This is a genomic window from Marinobacter sp., from assembly GCF_039977835.1.
Taxonomy (GTDB): domain Bacteria; phylum Pseudomonadota; class Gammaproteobacteria; order Pseudomonadales; family Oleiphilaceae; genus Marinobacter.
This window is the reverse complement of the sequence record NZ_JBDWCL010000017.1, coordinates 176,238-191,247: the sequence shown is the minus strand read 5'-3', so window position 1 is coordinate 191,247 and position 15,010 is coordinate 176,238. Positions and strand designations below refer to the sequence as shown.

General features: G+C 58.7%; 10 protein-coding genes. 5 read left to right on the top strand and 5 right to left on the bottom strand.

Translation table 11 applies throughout. The features are described 5' to 3' along the window. Positions 1 to 186: 186 nt before the first annotated feature. Entirely contained in the window at positions 187 to 1,002 is an 816-nt protein-coding gene (locus ABJM11_RS07270) for a pyruvate, water dikinase regulatory protein (protein WP_348295086.1), read from the top strand. Positions 1,003 to 1,071: 69 nt separating this feature from the next. Here ABJM11_RS07270 and ABJM11_RS07265 read toward each other — a convergent pair whose 3' ends face one another. Next, entirely contained in the window at positions 1,072 to 3,996 is a 2,925-nt protein-coding gene (locus ABJM11_RS07265; RefSeq protein WP_348295085.1) for an insulinase family protein, read from the bottom strand. Between the two features lie 98 nt (positions 3,997 to 4,094). On the opposite strand from ABJM11_RS07265, the gene ABJM11_RS07260 reads away from it, so the two are divergent. The 3 genes from ABJM11_RS07260 to ABJM11_RS07250 all read left to right on the top strand — a co-directional run bounded on the left by ABJM11_RS07260 (position 4,095) and on the right by ABJM11_RS07250 (position 7,241). Next, positions 4,095 to 4,604, top strand: a complete 510-nt coding sequence (locus ABJM11_RS07260) for a hypothetical protein (protein WP_348295084.1) — start codon at positions 4,095 to 4,097, stop codon at positions 4,602 to 4,604. A 161-nt stretch (positions 4,605 to 4,765) separates the two neighbouring features. Then, complete coding sequence (locus ABJM11_RS07255) at positions 4,766 to 6,091, top strand: PEGA domain-containing protein (RefSeq protein WP_348295083.1); 1,326 nt, start codon at positions 4,766 to 4,768, stop codon at positions 6,089 to 6,091. A 49-nt stretch (positions 6,092 to 6,140) separates the two neighbouring features. Next, on the top strand, positions 6,141 to 7,241 hold the full coding sequence (locus ABJM11_RS07250; RefSeq protein WP_348295082.1) for a response regulator: 1,101 nt from the start codon (positions 6,141 to 6,143) through the stop codon (positions 7,239 to 7,241). Here ABJM11_RS07250 and ABJM11_RS07245 read toward each other — a convergent pair. Then, complete coding sequence (locus ABJM11_RS07245; protein WP_348295081.1) at positions 7,224 to 7,835, bottom strand: nucleotidyltransferase family protein; 612 nt, start codon at positions 7,833 to 7,835, stop codon at positions 7,224 to 7,226. The genes ABJM11_RS07250 and ABJM11_RS07245 overlap by 18 nt on opposite strands. A 110-nt stretch (positions 7,836 to 7,945) precedes the next feature. Here ABJM11_RS07245 and ABJM11_RS07240 point away from each other — a divergent pair, with 110 nt between their 5' ends. Further along, the gene (locus ABJM11_RS07240) at positions 7,946 to 8,797 is read left to right on the top strand and encodes a 6-carboxytetrahydropterin synthase (RefSeq protein ID WP_348295080.1); all 852 of its coding nucleotides are present in this window, start codon (positions 7,946 to 7,948) and stop codon (positions 8,795 to 8,797) included. Positions 8,798 to 8,844: 47 nt separating this feature from the next. Here the strand turns inward: ABJM11_RS07240 and ABJM11_RS07235 are convergent, their stop codons facing one another. The 3 genes from ABJM11_RS07235 to ABJM11_RS07225 all read right to left on the bottom strand — a co-directional run bounded on the left by ABJM11_RS07235 (position 8,845) and on the right by ABJM11_RS07225 (position 14,991). Beyond that, on the bottom strand, positions 8,845 to 10,227 hold the full coding sequence (locus ABJM11_RS07235; RefSeq protein ID WP_348295079.1) for a sodium-dependent transporter: 1,383 nt from the start codon (positions 10,225 to 10,227) through the stop codon (positions 8,845 to 8,847). A gap of 65 nt (positions 10,228 to 10,292) precedes the next feature. Continuing rightward, entirely contained in the window at positions 10,293 to 11,480 is a 1,188-nt protein-coding gene (locus ABJM11_RS07230; RefSeq protein ID WP_348295078.1) for an amino acid aminotransferase, read from the bottom strand. Next, positions 11,473 to 14,991, bottom strand: a complete 3,519-nt coding sequence (locus tag ABJM11_RS07225; protein ID WP_348295077.1) for an indolepyruvate ferredoxin oxidoreductase family protein — start codon at positions 14,989 to 14,991, stop codon at positions 11,473 to 11,475. Before ABJM11_RS07225 ends, ABJM11_RS07230 begins: the two co-directional genes overlap by 8 nt. Positions 14,992 to 15,010 lie beyond the last annotated feature (19 nt).

The window sequence follows — 15,010 nt, the reverse complement described above, 5'->3', positions numbered from 1 at the left end:
AGCGTGTCTCCCTTGATTCGTTGAAGCAAAGAGCGAAACCGGAGCGGTGGAGGTCTCCCTGAGGTGCCTGTGACCCTGCAATTCCTGCATTCTCCACTGCGGGCTCTCGAACTTGGCGTGTATGATACTGTAACCTGTGGCAATTACCTAGGGAACCCGCCAAATACGGAGCCGGACTACAACACCATGAAAAGAACCGCTTTCTTTATCTCCGATGGTACTGGCCTGACTGCGGAGGCTCTCGGCCACAGCCTGCTCGCGCAATTCGAGAAAATCGATTTCGAGCGCATTACCGTGCCATACATCGATAATGCTGACAAAGCCCGCGAAATGGCCTCACGCATCAACAAGGCAGCGCAAGTAGACGGCACACGGCCTCTGGTATTTGACACCATCGTAAACAGTGACATTCGGGATCTCATTTCCGGTGCCAACGGTTTCATGGTGGATATTTTCGGCACGTTCCTGAATCCACTCGAGCAGGAATTGCAGTCATCCTCGTCGTACACGGTTGGCAAGTCCCACTCCATTAACAACGAAGGCAGCTACGAGCGACGGATCAAGGCCGTCAACTTCGCACTGGATAACGACGACGGGGCTCGCACCCGCCATTACGACGAAGCCGATCTGATTCTGGTGGGCGCTTCCCGCAGCGGCAAGACTCCCAGCTGCCTTTATCTGGCCCTTCAATATGGGGTCAAAGCCGCCAATTACCCCATCACCGAAGAGGATCTGGAAGACCAGAAAATGCCGGCCGCGCTCCGCAGCCACAAAGAAAAGATCTTCGGGCTGACCATTGAGCCCGAGCGGCTGGCGACCATCCGCAATGAGCGCAAGCCGAACTCCCGATATTCGTCCCTGAAGCAGTGCATGCATGAAATCGAGGAAATAGAGCTGATGTACCGAAGGGAACGGATCCCCTATCTCAACACGACCGCGTACTCGGTAGAGGAAATCGCCACTCGCATAATGGTGAGCACCGGACTCAAGCGCAACCGTTAGCCGGGCCAAAAAAAGCCGGCGCACCCTATGACAGCAAGGGTACGCCGGCCTTTTATCATTACCGCCGGATTACAGCTCCTGAATCTCGAGCCCCAGCTTGCTGGCGGTGTCACGGTTTTCGAAGCTGGTGACAACCGCCACACTCGCCCTGTCCGGCTTCAGCCACTCTTTCGCCACCCGTTTCATGTCATCCAGGGTCACAGCCAGTACCCGTTCCCGGAAACGGGCTCGCTGCTCCGGCGTGCGGCCGAACAGGCGGTTATGGAATGCATGGCGGGCCGCACCGGCCGGGGAACGTGGACGATCCAGCTGGCCGATAATGCCAAGTATGGATTCCTCCAACTCCTGGGGATCATGCTGTTCCTGCTGCAACCACTCAAGGGCCTTGTCAAAATCCCCGAGGGTCTCACCCAGCCTGGGGTCACGGTAGGAGAAGAACCGGAAGGTACCATTGACGCTGTCCTGACCGGCGCCACCCCCATAGGCACCCCCCTTTTCACGAATGGCCCTGTGCAGGTACCCGTTGCGCAGGAAGCCGCCCAACACGGTCAACGCCGCCGCGTCAGGGTGATCAATGGCGACCGTGCTGTATGCCTTGGCGCAGAAGTTCACCTGAGTGGAGGTAAGCCATGCCTGACGGGTCTGATAGCTGACTGGCGCCAACTGCCAGGACTCCCCGGCTTCGGCACTGGTCTCGCCCCAGATCGATTTCAGCTCGGTGATCATGGGGTCAAGCTGTTCTTCCTCGCCAATCAGCAGAAACTCACGGGATTGCTGACGGATACGTTCGTGCAAAGCCGCGAGACGGTCACACAACTGGTCAAGCTCAGCCGGGGTATCGAGAGCCTTGTCCAGAGCCTTTACCCCGCGAACCGCCTCGAGGCCACCCAGCCGGAACGTCAGCCAGGCACCGGTGCTGATGCCCTGGGAAGCAGCGCCCATGGCCAGAGCATGACCACTTCCGGTCACGCCCTGCTCTCTGCGAGCACGGATCTGGGCGACCAGTTCGCGAACCCGCTCTTTTTCGTCAAACCGGGCGCCATCGAACACGTCCTTGAGCAGGCGCGTCAAAGCCTCGCGGTTTCTGGCCAGTGCCTTGCCATTAAAGACGATGTAGCCAGACAGGTCCTGCACATCGTCTATCCGCCCCTTGGCGGAAAAAGAAGCACTGATGCCACCGGACTCGGCGGAAATACGGTCCTGCATCTGCAGGTAGTCGAGTTCCCCACAGCCCACTTCCGGAATCAGCGTCGTGTAGTAAGGCAATAACAGCAGCTCATCTTCAGACAGGTTCGGTACCGGCACGACCACCTGCTCATAAACGAGACCGTTTGTCCCCCGCGCATAAATGGTCGCCGACATATCGCCGGCAAAGCGGGCCTCGGGTTCCGGCAACTGCAGTGGCACGTCGGTCAGGTCCACTTTGGGCAGGATGGAATCGTCATCCTTGCGGGTCTGGCGCTCTTCAAGGGCCCGGGCACGGTCGACAATCTGCTGAACCTCGTCATCGGTCAGAGCGGCTTTGCGGCGAGCCAGAGCCTCGCGGATGGCGGCCTGGCGGCGGCTTTCCAGCTTATCGTCAGGACGCAGGGTCAGCGTTACCCGGTGCGGGTTTTCCAGCAGCTTGCTGCGAATAAGCCCGGGGACATACTGGGGGTCGCGGATCTTCTCGCGCATGTCCGCCAGCACGGGCTCCAGATCCAGAAGCTCAACAGGGTCGCCGCCATGCACCATGGGCGAAATGGCAGTCATGATCAATTGCAGACCGTAGGGGAAGCTGTCACCGGCAATCTCGCGCTGATGAAGTTCCAGCTGATGCAGGATGGCCTCCAGGCGTTCCTGGCTGACGCCCTCGTCCACCACCTTTACCAGGGTCTGTTCAATCAGCTGTTCCAGCTCGCCCTGCTTGTCCGGCTCGCTGCCCTCAATGCCACACACGAAGGTCATCTCGCGGTTGGAGTCCTCAAGGCCGCACATAGGCGACGGGGACTGCCCGATGTCGGTGGTTTCCAGGGCCCGCATCAGCGGTGAGGCGCTGTTTTCCAGTAACACGCTCGCCAGCAGCTGACCTTCCAGGTTTTCCTGCAGGTCGAAACTGTGCCCCAGCAACCAGCCCATGACGATGTGGGTCTTTTGGGCTGTTTCCTCCCCTTCGCTGACCGCGTAACTCTGGTCGACACGGAGCGGTGAGAACATCCGCTTTTCGTCACGAACCGGCAGCTCCACATCCAGACGATCAAAACGCTTGAGCGCAAGCTCTTCAAAACGCTCGTGATGCTCATAGGCCGGAATGTCGCCGTAGGTGGCAAAAATCGCATTACTGGGATGGTAGTGGTGCCGATAGAAGCGCAACAGATCGTCGTAACTCAGGTCGACAATATGATCGGGCTCACCACCGCTGTTGTAATGGTAGGTGGTGGTTGGGAACAGATGGCTCGACAGGTTCTGCCACAACTGGGAGGTAGGCGCGCTCATGGCACCTTTCATCTCGTTGTACACCACGCCACGGTAGACCAGGTCCGTGGAAGGATCCTCCGGCTCGTCAAACTCCAGGCGGTGGCCTTCCTGGGCGAAATCCAACGGATCAAGTGAAGAGAAGAAGACCGAATCGAGATACACGGTCAGCAGGTTGTCAAAATCCTTCCGGTTCATGCTGGCAAAAGGGTACGCCGTCCAGTCGCTGCTGGTGAACGCGTTCATGAACGTGTTCAGTGAGCGACGGATCATCATGAAAAACGGGTCCCTCACCGGGAAGCGTTCGCTACCACAAAGCGCGGTGTGCTCCAGAATGTGGGCCACGCCGCTGGAGTCCATCGGGAAGGTTCGCAGCGCCACAAAAAACACATTCTCGTCGTTGTCCGCTGCCAGGTGAAGGTGACGGGCACCGGTTTTGCGATGACGGTACTCTTCCACGGTCACGTTCAACGTGTTGATCCGGTGACTGCGTAGCATTTCAAACGCGGGATGGACTGTGTTCTCGATCACTGCCGCCATTAAAACTATCCTGTCTTTAACCAAATGGGGATTGTAGGGTAACACGTACTTTCCATTATCATGCACTAACCCGAAGCCACAAGGCAGCATCCGATTCCATGACGACTGAAACCCAGGGTAACCAGACTCCAGGCACTTCCGGTATCGGCCACAGGGCCACGCCCAAAGGCCTGAACATACACGCCCCGGAAGTGGCGGCCTACTGGGCAGAACGTCGCAGGTATCTGGAGCGCATACGGCGGGTGCCCGAGATCAGGCAACGATTCTGGCGTGCGATTGGTATATACCTGCTACGCCGGGTGCTCTGGTCCTTCGGGTTCTTTCCGGTGTTCCTGGCGTTCTGGATACCGTTTGTACTTTCCAGCTTCAACCCGGTGGTTATGGCATCGGACCTGATCCCGCTGCTGGAAAGTTTTGTCAGCGCCAACCCGGAAGTCCAGGCCACTACCATAAGTACGCTGGCCATCGCCTGGGGATCTGTCGGGTTCTTCTTTCTGGTGTTCGATTTCGTGCTGACGCCGTTCAAATCCCCCTATCAATATGAGGCAGATGTGTACATGCGTTCCTGGGAGCAGCTCAACCATGATCAGCTTCCGGAGAAAGTGTGATTTGTCCTGCATTCTCGTTAACTTCAGTGACTTTGTGTTACATAACATTGCCCCGACTGGGTAAGATAAGGCTGTGTAATCCCTGACCCTGGTTGAACAATCACAAAGAAACGGTCGGGGTATCAGTAGTAACACAAGAATGCAGCATTGAGAGGTTTCTCATGGTCGATTTCAGACCGCTACTGTTTGTTAACGCACTGGCACTGATGCTTTTGGTGACGGCTGGCTTTGCGTCAGTGCGCGAGGAGCTGTCCATCGGTACGGACGCGATAGCCAGCGAGCCAGACCCCGAAGAAACCATCGCCACCGTTTCCACCGGCGCCCCGGAGCCGGCATCCGACGAACTTTACCGGGAAGAGACGACCACCGAAACGGTTACAGTTGATGCGCCGGAACTGCCGCTGGCAGACAGCGCCCTGGCCGCTTCCGGCGAACCCTTCTCGATTCCCGAGCTACCCGAAGACCCCGAGATGGTGGCGGTAGCCGAGCCACTCTCGGCAATGCCGGAAACCCGTATTGATGCCCCGCAGCAGCAACCGGAAGAGCCTCGCCCGACGACCGGTCTTCTGGTACTGCGTTCGAATGTGCTAGGCGACGAAGTCACCATCAATGGCAAGCAATATGGGGCCACGCGCCTGGATCTTGAGCTGGAGCCCGGCAAATATGAGGTGGTCATCAGTAAAGAGGGCTATAAGCCCTGGCAGCGGACTGTCGCGCTCTCTGCTGGCAACGAAAAGACGCTGGTGGGCAAACTCGAGGCCTACACCCGCGTGGAATACCGTGACGGCACCTGGATAGGCGGTGTTAAAACCGGCGACGGCACCTATGAAGATGCCGAGGGTCTGCGCTACGAAGGGCACTTTGTGGATGGTGAATTTGATGGCAAAGGCACCGCCTGGTATCCCGACGGCAGCCGCTACGAAGGGGACTGGCAAGAGGGGGAGCGGCACGGCGAAGGGATATGGCGGGACGCAGACGACACCCGCTATACCGGTCAGTTCCGCAACGACCGGTTTGATGGTCAGGGCACGCTTACCCTCGCCAACAATGACATTCTGACCGGGCAATGGTCCGAAGGACAACTGAACGGCCATGGCTCGCTCACCACATCGGATGGCATGCTGTACGTAGGCGGCTTCCGGAACGACGAATTTCATGGCGAAGGCACCCTCACCTATCCTGACGGCCGCCATTACGAAGGCGAGTTCTCCAACGGAGAGTTCCATGGCAAGGGCAAGGAAGTGTTTGCAGACGGCAAGAAATACGAAGGCGAATACATTGAAGGCTCGTTCCATGGCAAGGGGCTGCTGCGCAATCCCAACGGCAGCTCGATCGAGGCCACCTTCCGGTATGGCGAGCCATACGGGCAGGTGCGCCTGACAACGGCAGCCGGGGAGGTCTTCACCGCCCGGACCAAGGAACCCGGTGTTTGTTATCGGGAGAAAAGCTATCGGGCAACCCAATGCCCGAAACTGGAAGGCTGGTAAGCATCAGCCCGATAATGAACACACATGCAGTAAAGGTTGAGGTTGTGACATGGCGATCAAGAACGCACTCCTGGTGGACGACTCGAAAGTGGCTCGATTTGCCCTGAGCAAACTGCTGGAAGGCCGGGACATGGAAGTGAATATGGCTGGTTCGGCAGAGGAGGCGCTGGACTTCCTTAACTCCAACAAACGCCCTGACGTGATCTTCATGGATCATCTGATGCCGGGCATGAATGGCGTTGAAGCCACCAAAGCCATAAAGGGCAACCCGGAAACTGCCACCATTCCCATCATCATGTGCACCTCGAAGAAGTCACAGTCGTTCATGGAGGAAGCTCGCAATTTCGGTGTCTATAATATCCTCACCAAGCCGCCTCATACCGAGGGCCTCAGCCTTGTTCTCGAGCAGCTTGACAGTGATGTAACTGAAGGCACCCTGCCCGAGCCACCGGAACTGGACATCACTGCCGACGTTAACGAGGAGGACCTGCTGGATATCCCCGCCGACGCCTCCCTGGAAATGTCGCCGCGAGCGGACGATGAGCCACGGACCGAACCCAATGGCAGCGGCCCCCAGGTGGTTCCTCTGACCAGCGACCTGATCGAACAGATTGCCCGCTCCGCGGTGAAGACCCACATCAACAACCGCTTGCACGAGCTACTGAGCTCACTGTTTGACGAGCAGTTTGATCACCTCAAGCGGGCGCTGGACGAGTCTGGCAAAAAACAGGAAGCCGCTGTTGAAGAACGCCTGAATGCCGTCACCGAAATGATAGAGCAACGCACGCGTAACCTTCGTGATGACGTGGCCGCGGAGGTGAACCTGAACCTTGCCCGAGAACTGGCTGAATTGCGCAAGGACCTGTCCCGCAATACCGGCTTTACCAGCGATCACATGGCGGAACTGAAGGACCACATCACCAGCGTGCAGACGATCGACACCGAGTTCTGGCAGACACTGCAGTCCGAAGCCATCCAGCAGGCCCACGAGATCTCCCGGGAAACCGCTGAGGACATCGCCCAGCGCACCATCGATCTGTTCGTATCCCAGCAGCGTTCGGCGACGTCACGCATCTATACCATGGGCCTGGCTGCCAGCCTGGGCATTTTTGCGGTGGGTATCGCCTGGCTGTCAGGGCTGTTCGCTTAACTGAGGGCGGATACGGCGCCAGTCCGCGGGTGTATCTACATCCGAATCGGCGCCGGCCATGGCGATCCGGGTAGCGCGGTTTCTCGCAAGGATGCCGGCCGCGCCTTTGTCTCCTTCAAGCGTCATTACCTGTGACCACAAGCGCCGGGGAAGATAGGCCGGCGCTCCCGGGTTGCCATGCATGTCTGCGGCAAAGGGCTGCGATGGGCTATGCCTGGCCGCCTGTGCCAGGGCTGCCAACGCTTCGGACTCAATCAGGGGCTGATCCAGTAATATCACGAACACCCCTTTGGCCCGTGGCCCCATGCGTCCCAACCCCGTTTTCAGAGAAGCCGACAGCCCCGAATGCCAGTTCCGGACATAGATCCAGGCGGATGGCTGGCGACGGCAGCGAAAACGAACCAGGGGGTACCACCTGCCTGTCACAACAGTAACCGCGCCTCCGAGCTGCCTGGCCTGGCCAATGGCGTGATCCAGTAGTATCCCCGAATTCAGCGGCAACAGGGCCTTTGCCCGGCCCATCCGCCGCGAAGCTCCGGCTGCCAGCACCAGTACGGGAAAGGCCTCATGGCGATCTTTGCTGGTCTTCTCCATTATCACCTGCTCCGTTGTTTTCGCCACGCACCCTACGCAGAGCTGCTAGCGTTGGCGGATTTTTGCTAGAATTCCCTCATCAATCAACCTCATCTTTCCGGGCTCCTCCGATGAACCACCTTTTCGTAGACAATCTGACGGTTATCGACTTCGCCTACCTGGACGCCACGCGCGGGCTGGTAGGTGAAAGCTGGATTGTAGATGTGGTTCTGGGTGGCGAGCTGGATGACCAGGGTATGGTGTTTGATTTCAGCAACGTCAAACGCACCATCAAACGGGTGATCGATGAGCGTGTTGATCACCGCCTGGTGATTCCCCGTGGCTATAGCGGTCTGGAATGGAACGAAGATGAGCCGCACCGCTTTGTCTGGCACCTGAAAGATGGCACCCATATTCTACACCGATCCCCGGCCGAAGCTGTGGTCTGGCTGTCTTCTGAGCGGGTAGTGCCTTCTGCGGTTGCTGCCCTTCTGGAGAACGAATTGCGGGCGGTACTTCCGGCCAATGTGACCGACGTGGAGATAACGCTGCGGGAAGATGTCATTGAAGGCGCCTACTACCATTATGTTCACGGCCTGAAGAAACACTTGGGTAACTGCCAGCGCATTGCCCATGGGCATCGCTCTCCTATCCATATTGACCGTAACGGCTATCGGGACCGGGAACTTGAGAATCGCTGGGCAAAGCTGTGGCAGGATATCTATGTCGGGTCCGAAGAGGATGTAACCCAACGCTGGGTGGGCGAGGATGGCACAGCGTATGTGGCCTTTGAGTACGAAGCCAATCAGGGAGAGTTTGCCCTGACCCTTCCCGAGCGCCGCGTTTACATGCTGGAGTCAGATACGACCGTGGAACTCATCGCAGCGCACATCGCCGCGCAGCTTAAATCCGAGTTTCCCGAGGATGTTATCCGGGTCAAGGCTTACGAAGGGGTTGGTAAAGGCGCTATTGCTTCGCGCTGAGTTTCTTCTGCAGGCCCCTGCCCCCATCCATGGAGGCAGGATTATGCTTACACCAGATTGTATAGGAACACTACGGCTATACCCGCCGGCGTCACGTACCGAAGCGTAAACATAAAAGCTCTGAACGCCCTGCCCTCCAGACCTATATCCGATGGCAAGCCTTCCCGCTTCATCGCCCAGCCCGCAAACAGGGCAATAGCCAGCCCGCCCAGGGGCATCATCAGGTTCGAGACCAGAAAATCGAGCAGATCGAACACGGTCTTGCCTTCAAAGATCGTAATGAAGCCCAGTGGATGCAGGTCTTCCCAGACATTGAAGGACAGCACTGTGCCGATACCAATCAACCAGATTGCCAAGCCTCCACCCAGAGCGCTTTTCGCCCTGGTCACACCTTTATGCTCTTCCAGCCACTCAACCACCGGTTCCAGCATGGAAATCGCCGAGGTAATGGCGGCTACCAGCAGCAGCGCAAAGAAAATGGTGCCGAATAGCGCACCGCCGCTCATCTGACCGAAAGCCAGCGGCAGGGTCACGAAGATCAGGCCGGGGCCAGCACCGGGTTCGAGGCCGTTGGCAAACACCAACGGAAAGATAGCGAGCCCTGCGAGCAGTGCAACACTGGTGTCAAGAACGGCGATGGTCATGGCCGTTCTGGCAATGTTGACACGCTTCGGAAGGTACGACCCATAGGCCATGAGCACACCGATCCCGATGCTGAGAGTAAAAGCGGCATGGCCCAGAGCCGTGAGCACGCCTGCAGTGGTCAACTTGCTGAAATCCGGCGAGAACATGAAGGCCACTGCCCGGCCGAAGCTGCCACTGTTCATGGCGTAGATAACCATAGCAATCAGCAGGATAAACAACAGCGGCATGAGCATATTCACCGCTTTTTCCAGGCCGGAACGGATGCCCCGGCCAACAATAAAAACCACAATCCCCATGAACACGGAATGCCAGAGCAGCAACTCCCAGGGATTTGCCAGCAGTCCGCCGAACTGACCACCAATAGCGTCGGCGCCTGCACCCGCAAACATGCCGGCAGCCGCTTTTCCGATGTACACTAGGGCCCAGCCCCCGATTACGGCGTAGAATGACAGCACCAGGAACGACGCGATAACGCCGTTCCAGCCGATGACTCTCCATCCTCTGGCGGTACCCTCACTCGTGGTCAGGGTTCGCATCGTGGCCACAGGGCTCTGGCCGCCCCGGCGGCCAATCATGGTTTCGGCGATCAGAACAGGTACGCCAATCAGGAAAATACAGGCCAGATAAACAAGGACGAAAGCGCCACCGCCATTCTCGCCAGTGATATAGGGAAACTTCCAGATGTTACCGAGGCCGACCGCCGAACCTGCGGCGGCCAGGATAAAGGCCAGTCTTGATGACCAGAGGTTGTTGGACTGCTGGTGTGGTTGGGTACTCTCATTCATTCTTGTCTCCGGTTAATTGTTTTTGTCGGATTGATCTTCCGGGTCTGTTACGTGGGGGCTGCTGTTTACTGAACAAGGACCTCGCGTATCGAGGCCGCTACTTGTGGCAGAACAAGGTCGTTGAGCCCCGCCACGTTGAGGCGACTGCTATCGAGCATATAGATGCCATGCTCCTTGCGAAGCTGGCCCACCTGCTCCGGGCTCACGCCCAGGAATGAGAACATACCCCGCTGACGGGCGATAAAACTGAAATCGCCAACTGACGACAGGGAATCCGCAAAGGCGTGACGCAGGTGCAGGATGCGCTGGCACATCCCGTTCAGCTCCTTCTGCCACGCGGAGCGCAATCCGTCATCACCCAGTATGGTCTCCACGATTGCGGCGCCGTGGGCCGGCGGCATGGAGTAATGGGACCGGATAACGCTCAGCAGCTGGCTGGTGGCGGCCGCGTTTACGGTTGCCGTTGCCGAAATCAGGGCCAGGGCCCCGGTGCGCTCCCGGTACAGACCAAAGTTCTTGGAGCAGGAGGCGGCAACAAGCATTTCCGGCACTTCTCCAGCCAGGTGGCGCAGGCCCGCCGCGTCGGCATCCAGCCCTTCGCCAAGGCCCTGGTAGGCCATATCCACGAAAGGCAACAGGCCTTTGCGCTGGATCAGGCCGGTGATGTCCTGCCATTGAGCGAGACTCAGGTCGGCACCAGAAGGGTTGTGGCAGCACCCGTGCAGTAACACCACGTCCCCTGGGTCTGCCTGTTCGAGGGTTTCCAGCATGGCGCCGAAGTCTACCTGCAGCGTCTTTGGATTGAGGTAAGGATATTCGCGAATAGTCAGGCCGGCGCCACCCAGTAGAGGGAGGTGATTGGCCCAGGTGGGTGTACTCACCCAGACCTTTATATCCGGCTTGCACAGGCGCAGGAACTCGGCCGCCATTCGCAGTGCGCCGCAGCCACCCGGCGTCTGGATAACGGAGGCCCGACGATCCCGGATCAGTGGGTTATTACTGCCCAGGATCAGCTCTGCCATTGCGTTGTTGAAGCCGGCAGAACCGGCCGGGCCCACGTAGCTTTTGGTGGTTTCACCCTCCAGCAGACGCCGCTCGGCGTCCTGCACAGCCGTCATAATGGGCGTATTACCAGCGTCATCCTTGTAAACGCCAATTCCCAGATCAACCTTGTCTGGCCGGGGATCGTCCCGGAAGGTCTGCATCAGTTGCAGGATCGGGTCTTGTGGCAGAGGCCTCAGTGTTTCAAACATGATTCACTCCCTCATCTGCCTGTTGAGTGCGGATAAGAGTCGGCCGCCCCGTGTCCAGCGCCCTGGTCAACTGGGACCGTTTTTCTTCGATGTTCTCGGCAGCCTGCTCGCGTACCGGCCCAAATCCTCTGACATCTGCTGGCAGTTCCGCCAACTGCAGGAAGGTTTCGTAGTTGCTGGCGTTCAGTTCCGCGCCAATACGGGACACCAGGCTCTGATACTCCCGCAACATGGCTCGATCAAGCTTGCGATCCGCCGAGTAACGGAACGGGTCCACCAGGGTTCCACGCAGGCCGTGGAATTTTGCCAGCAGCCGGAAGGCCCGAAACATCCAGGGCCCGAACCGGCGTTTTTGGGGACGTCCCTGGGCATCGGTTTTGCCATTCAGCAGCGGGGGGGCCAGATGGAAATGGACCTTGAAGTCACCTTCGAAGGTGTCCTCTACCTCCTTCATGAAGTCGGTTTCTGCGAACAGACGGGCCACTTCGTACTCGTCCTTGTAGGCCATAAAGCGGTAAAGCTGCTGAGCCACGGCCCGCGTCAGGAGCAGATTGCTCTGACCCAGTGTCTCCTCGGCCTTCCGGACGTCGGCGACACCTTTACGGTACTGATCAGCCCAGCGCTGGTTCTGATAGTCGACCAGATGCCTGTGACGGGTCTCAATGAGTTCATCCAGGGTCGGTTCCGGGCTGATGGTGCCCACCTTCCCAGTACCGTTCTCCAGCAGGTCCGTGATCGCCTGCAGGTTAACTGCGGCCACCCGGCCCCAGCCAAACGCTTCCTTGTTGCGCTCGATCGCCACGCCATTCAATTCGATGGCTTTCATCAGCGCGGCTTCCGACAGCGGCAGCAGCCCTTTCTGCCAGGCAAAGCCCAACATCATCACGTTGGAGAATACGGTGTCCCCCATCAGCCTGTCGGCGATGCCGTTGGCATCGAGCTGATCAAAATGGTCCGGACCAACGGCATCCCGCAGCAGGCCCAGGCGTTTGTCCGCCTTCATGTCGGCATCGCGATAAAGCACATAGTCAGCGGTAGGCAATTCCGCCTCGTTGGCAACAATCCGGGTGTGCTTCGGCCTGATGACGCTCAGGGCTTTCTGGGATGAAGCTACGACCAGATCACCGGCGATAATCGCGTCGGCCTGGCCATTGCTGACCCGCACCTGATGCAGTTTCTCCGGGGACGGCGCCAAGCGTACGTAGCTCAGCACCGTGCCGCCTTTCTGGGCGAAACCCATAAAATCCAGTACTGAAGCACCACGGGATTCGAGGTGCGCAGCCATGGTGATCAGCTGCCCGACGGTAACCACGCCGGTGCCGCCGACGCCGCCCACGAGAAGATCGTAGGACCCTGTCATTTCAGGACATTCCGGAGCGGGCACATCGGCCAGTTTGCTGGTCAGCACTGAACCGGTATCCATGCCCCGGGACTTGCGCAGCTGTCCGCCTTCAATCGTGACAAAGCTGGGGCAGAAGCCATTGATGCACGAATAGTCCTTGTTGCAGGAAGACTGGTCAATCTTGCGCTTACGGCCAAGTTCGGTTTTGCGGGGCACAACCGAGAGGCAGTTGGACTGCACCGAGCAATCGCCACAACCTTCGCATACGTGGTGGTTAATAAAAGCCCGCCTGGCCGGATCCGGAAACTGATTTCGCTTGCGCCGCCGGCGTTTTTCAGCCGCACACGTCTGGTCGTAGATCAGTACGGTGCAACCAGGAATCTCGCGAAGTTCGCGCTGAACCGCATCGAGTTCTGACCGGTCGTGGAAGGTGACGTCCCTCGGGAACTGGTCTTTATGGCCATCGTACTTTTCCGGCTCATCGCTGAGCACCACAACCCGGCGAACACCTTCGGACGCCACCTGCTGGGCGATCATCGGCACGGTGATCTGACCATCCACAGGCTGGCCCCCGGTCATGGCCACGGCGTCGTTAAACAGGATCTTGTAGGTTATGTTGATCCCGGCCGCAACGGCCTGGCGGATCGCCATGGAACCGGAGTGAAAGTAGGTGCCCTCCCCCAGATTCTGAAACACATGGGGGTTGCCGGTATACCGGCTTTTCCCGATCCAGTTGACCCCTTCACCACCCATCTGGATCAGCGATTCGGTATTCCTGCCCATCCATGAGGCCATGAAGTGGCAGCCAATGCCGGCCAGGGCCTTGCTGCCTTCGGGCACCCTGGTGGAGGTGTTGTGCGGACAGCCAGAGCAGAAATACGGCAGTCGCTTCACACCGCCCGGATCCCGGGCCGTGGTCATGGCGGTGATCTCTGCCATGCGTTCGCTGTAATCCACACAGAAGAAACGGCCCAGACGTGCGGCCAGATAGCCGGCAACCAGTTTCGGGCTCAGTTCCCCAACATAGGGAATCAGCGGGCGCCCCAGCTCGTCCTGTTTGCCGGTAATCAGCACTTCGCCGGGACGATCCGGCTCGGACATATACTCCTTGATCTGGCTTTCGATAATGCCCCGCTTTTCTTCGATCACCAGCACCTCTTCCTTGCCGTGAACGAAGTTGAGAATGCCGCGGCGCTCCAGAGGCCACACCATGCCCACTTTGTAGATATCCAGCCCCATGTCGCGGGCCTGGTCCTCGTCCATCCCCAGCAGGTCGAGCGCTTCAAGCAGGTCCAGGTGACCCTTGCCGGTGGTTACGATACCGAAACGGGCCTCCGGGTTATTGAACAGGCAGCGGTCGATCGGATTGGCCCTGGCAAAAGCCTGCACGGCCGCCAGCTTGTGCTCGATACGGGTTTCCAGCTGGGGTCCGGGCAGGTCCGGCCAACGGTAGTGAAGGCCACCTTCGGGTGCCGTAAAGTCATCTGGCGTTACGAACTCCGGATCTGGTGGCAGCTCCACGGAAGCGGCGCTTTCGACGGTCTCGGAGATGGCCTTGAAGCCGACCCAGCAACCGCTATAGCGGGACAACGCGTAGCCCCAGAGGCCGAATTCCAGATACTCGGCGATGTTAGCCGGATTGATGGTGGGCATGAAGAAGCTCATGAAAGCCACATCGGACTGGTGAGGCATGGAAGAGGAGACACAGCCATGATCATCTCCGGCAACCACAAGTACGCCACCATGGGGTGATGAGCCATAGGTTGTGCCATGCTTGAGGGCATCACCGGCGCGGTCGACCCCCGGGCCTTTGCCGTACCAGAGGCCGAACACACCATCCACCTGGCGGTCCTCGTCGGTTTCAACCTGCTGGGTGCCCAGCATGATGGTGGCAGCGAGATCCTCGTTAATAGCCGGCACGAAGTCGATGCGGTTCTCATCAAGCAGGGGTTGGGCCTGCCAGAGTGCCTGGTCGTACGCGCCCAGCGGGGAACCGCGATAACCGCTGACCAGGCCCGCCGTGTTCAAACCGTGCTTGCGATCAAGGGCTGCCTGCATCAAAGGTACTCGGACCAGCGCCTGGGTTCCGGTCAGGAAAACCCGCCCTGCTGTCCGCAGATAACGGTCTTCCAGTTTGTAGTCGTCGAGTTGTGGAGTATCGGCGGACATGGTGCCCTCCTTTTGTCGG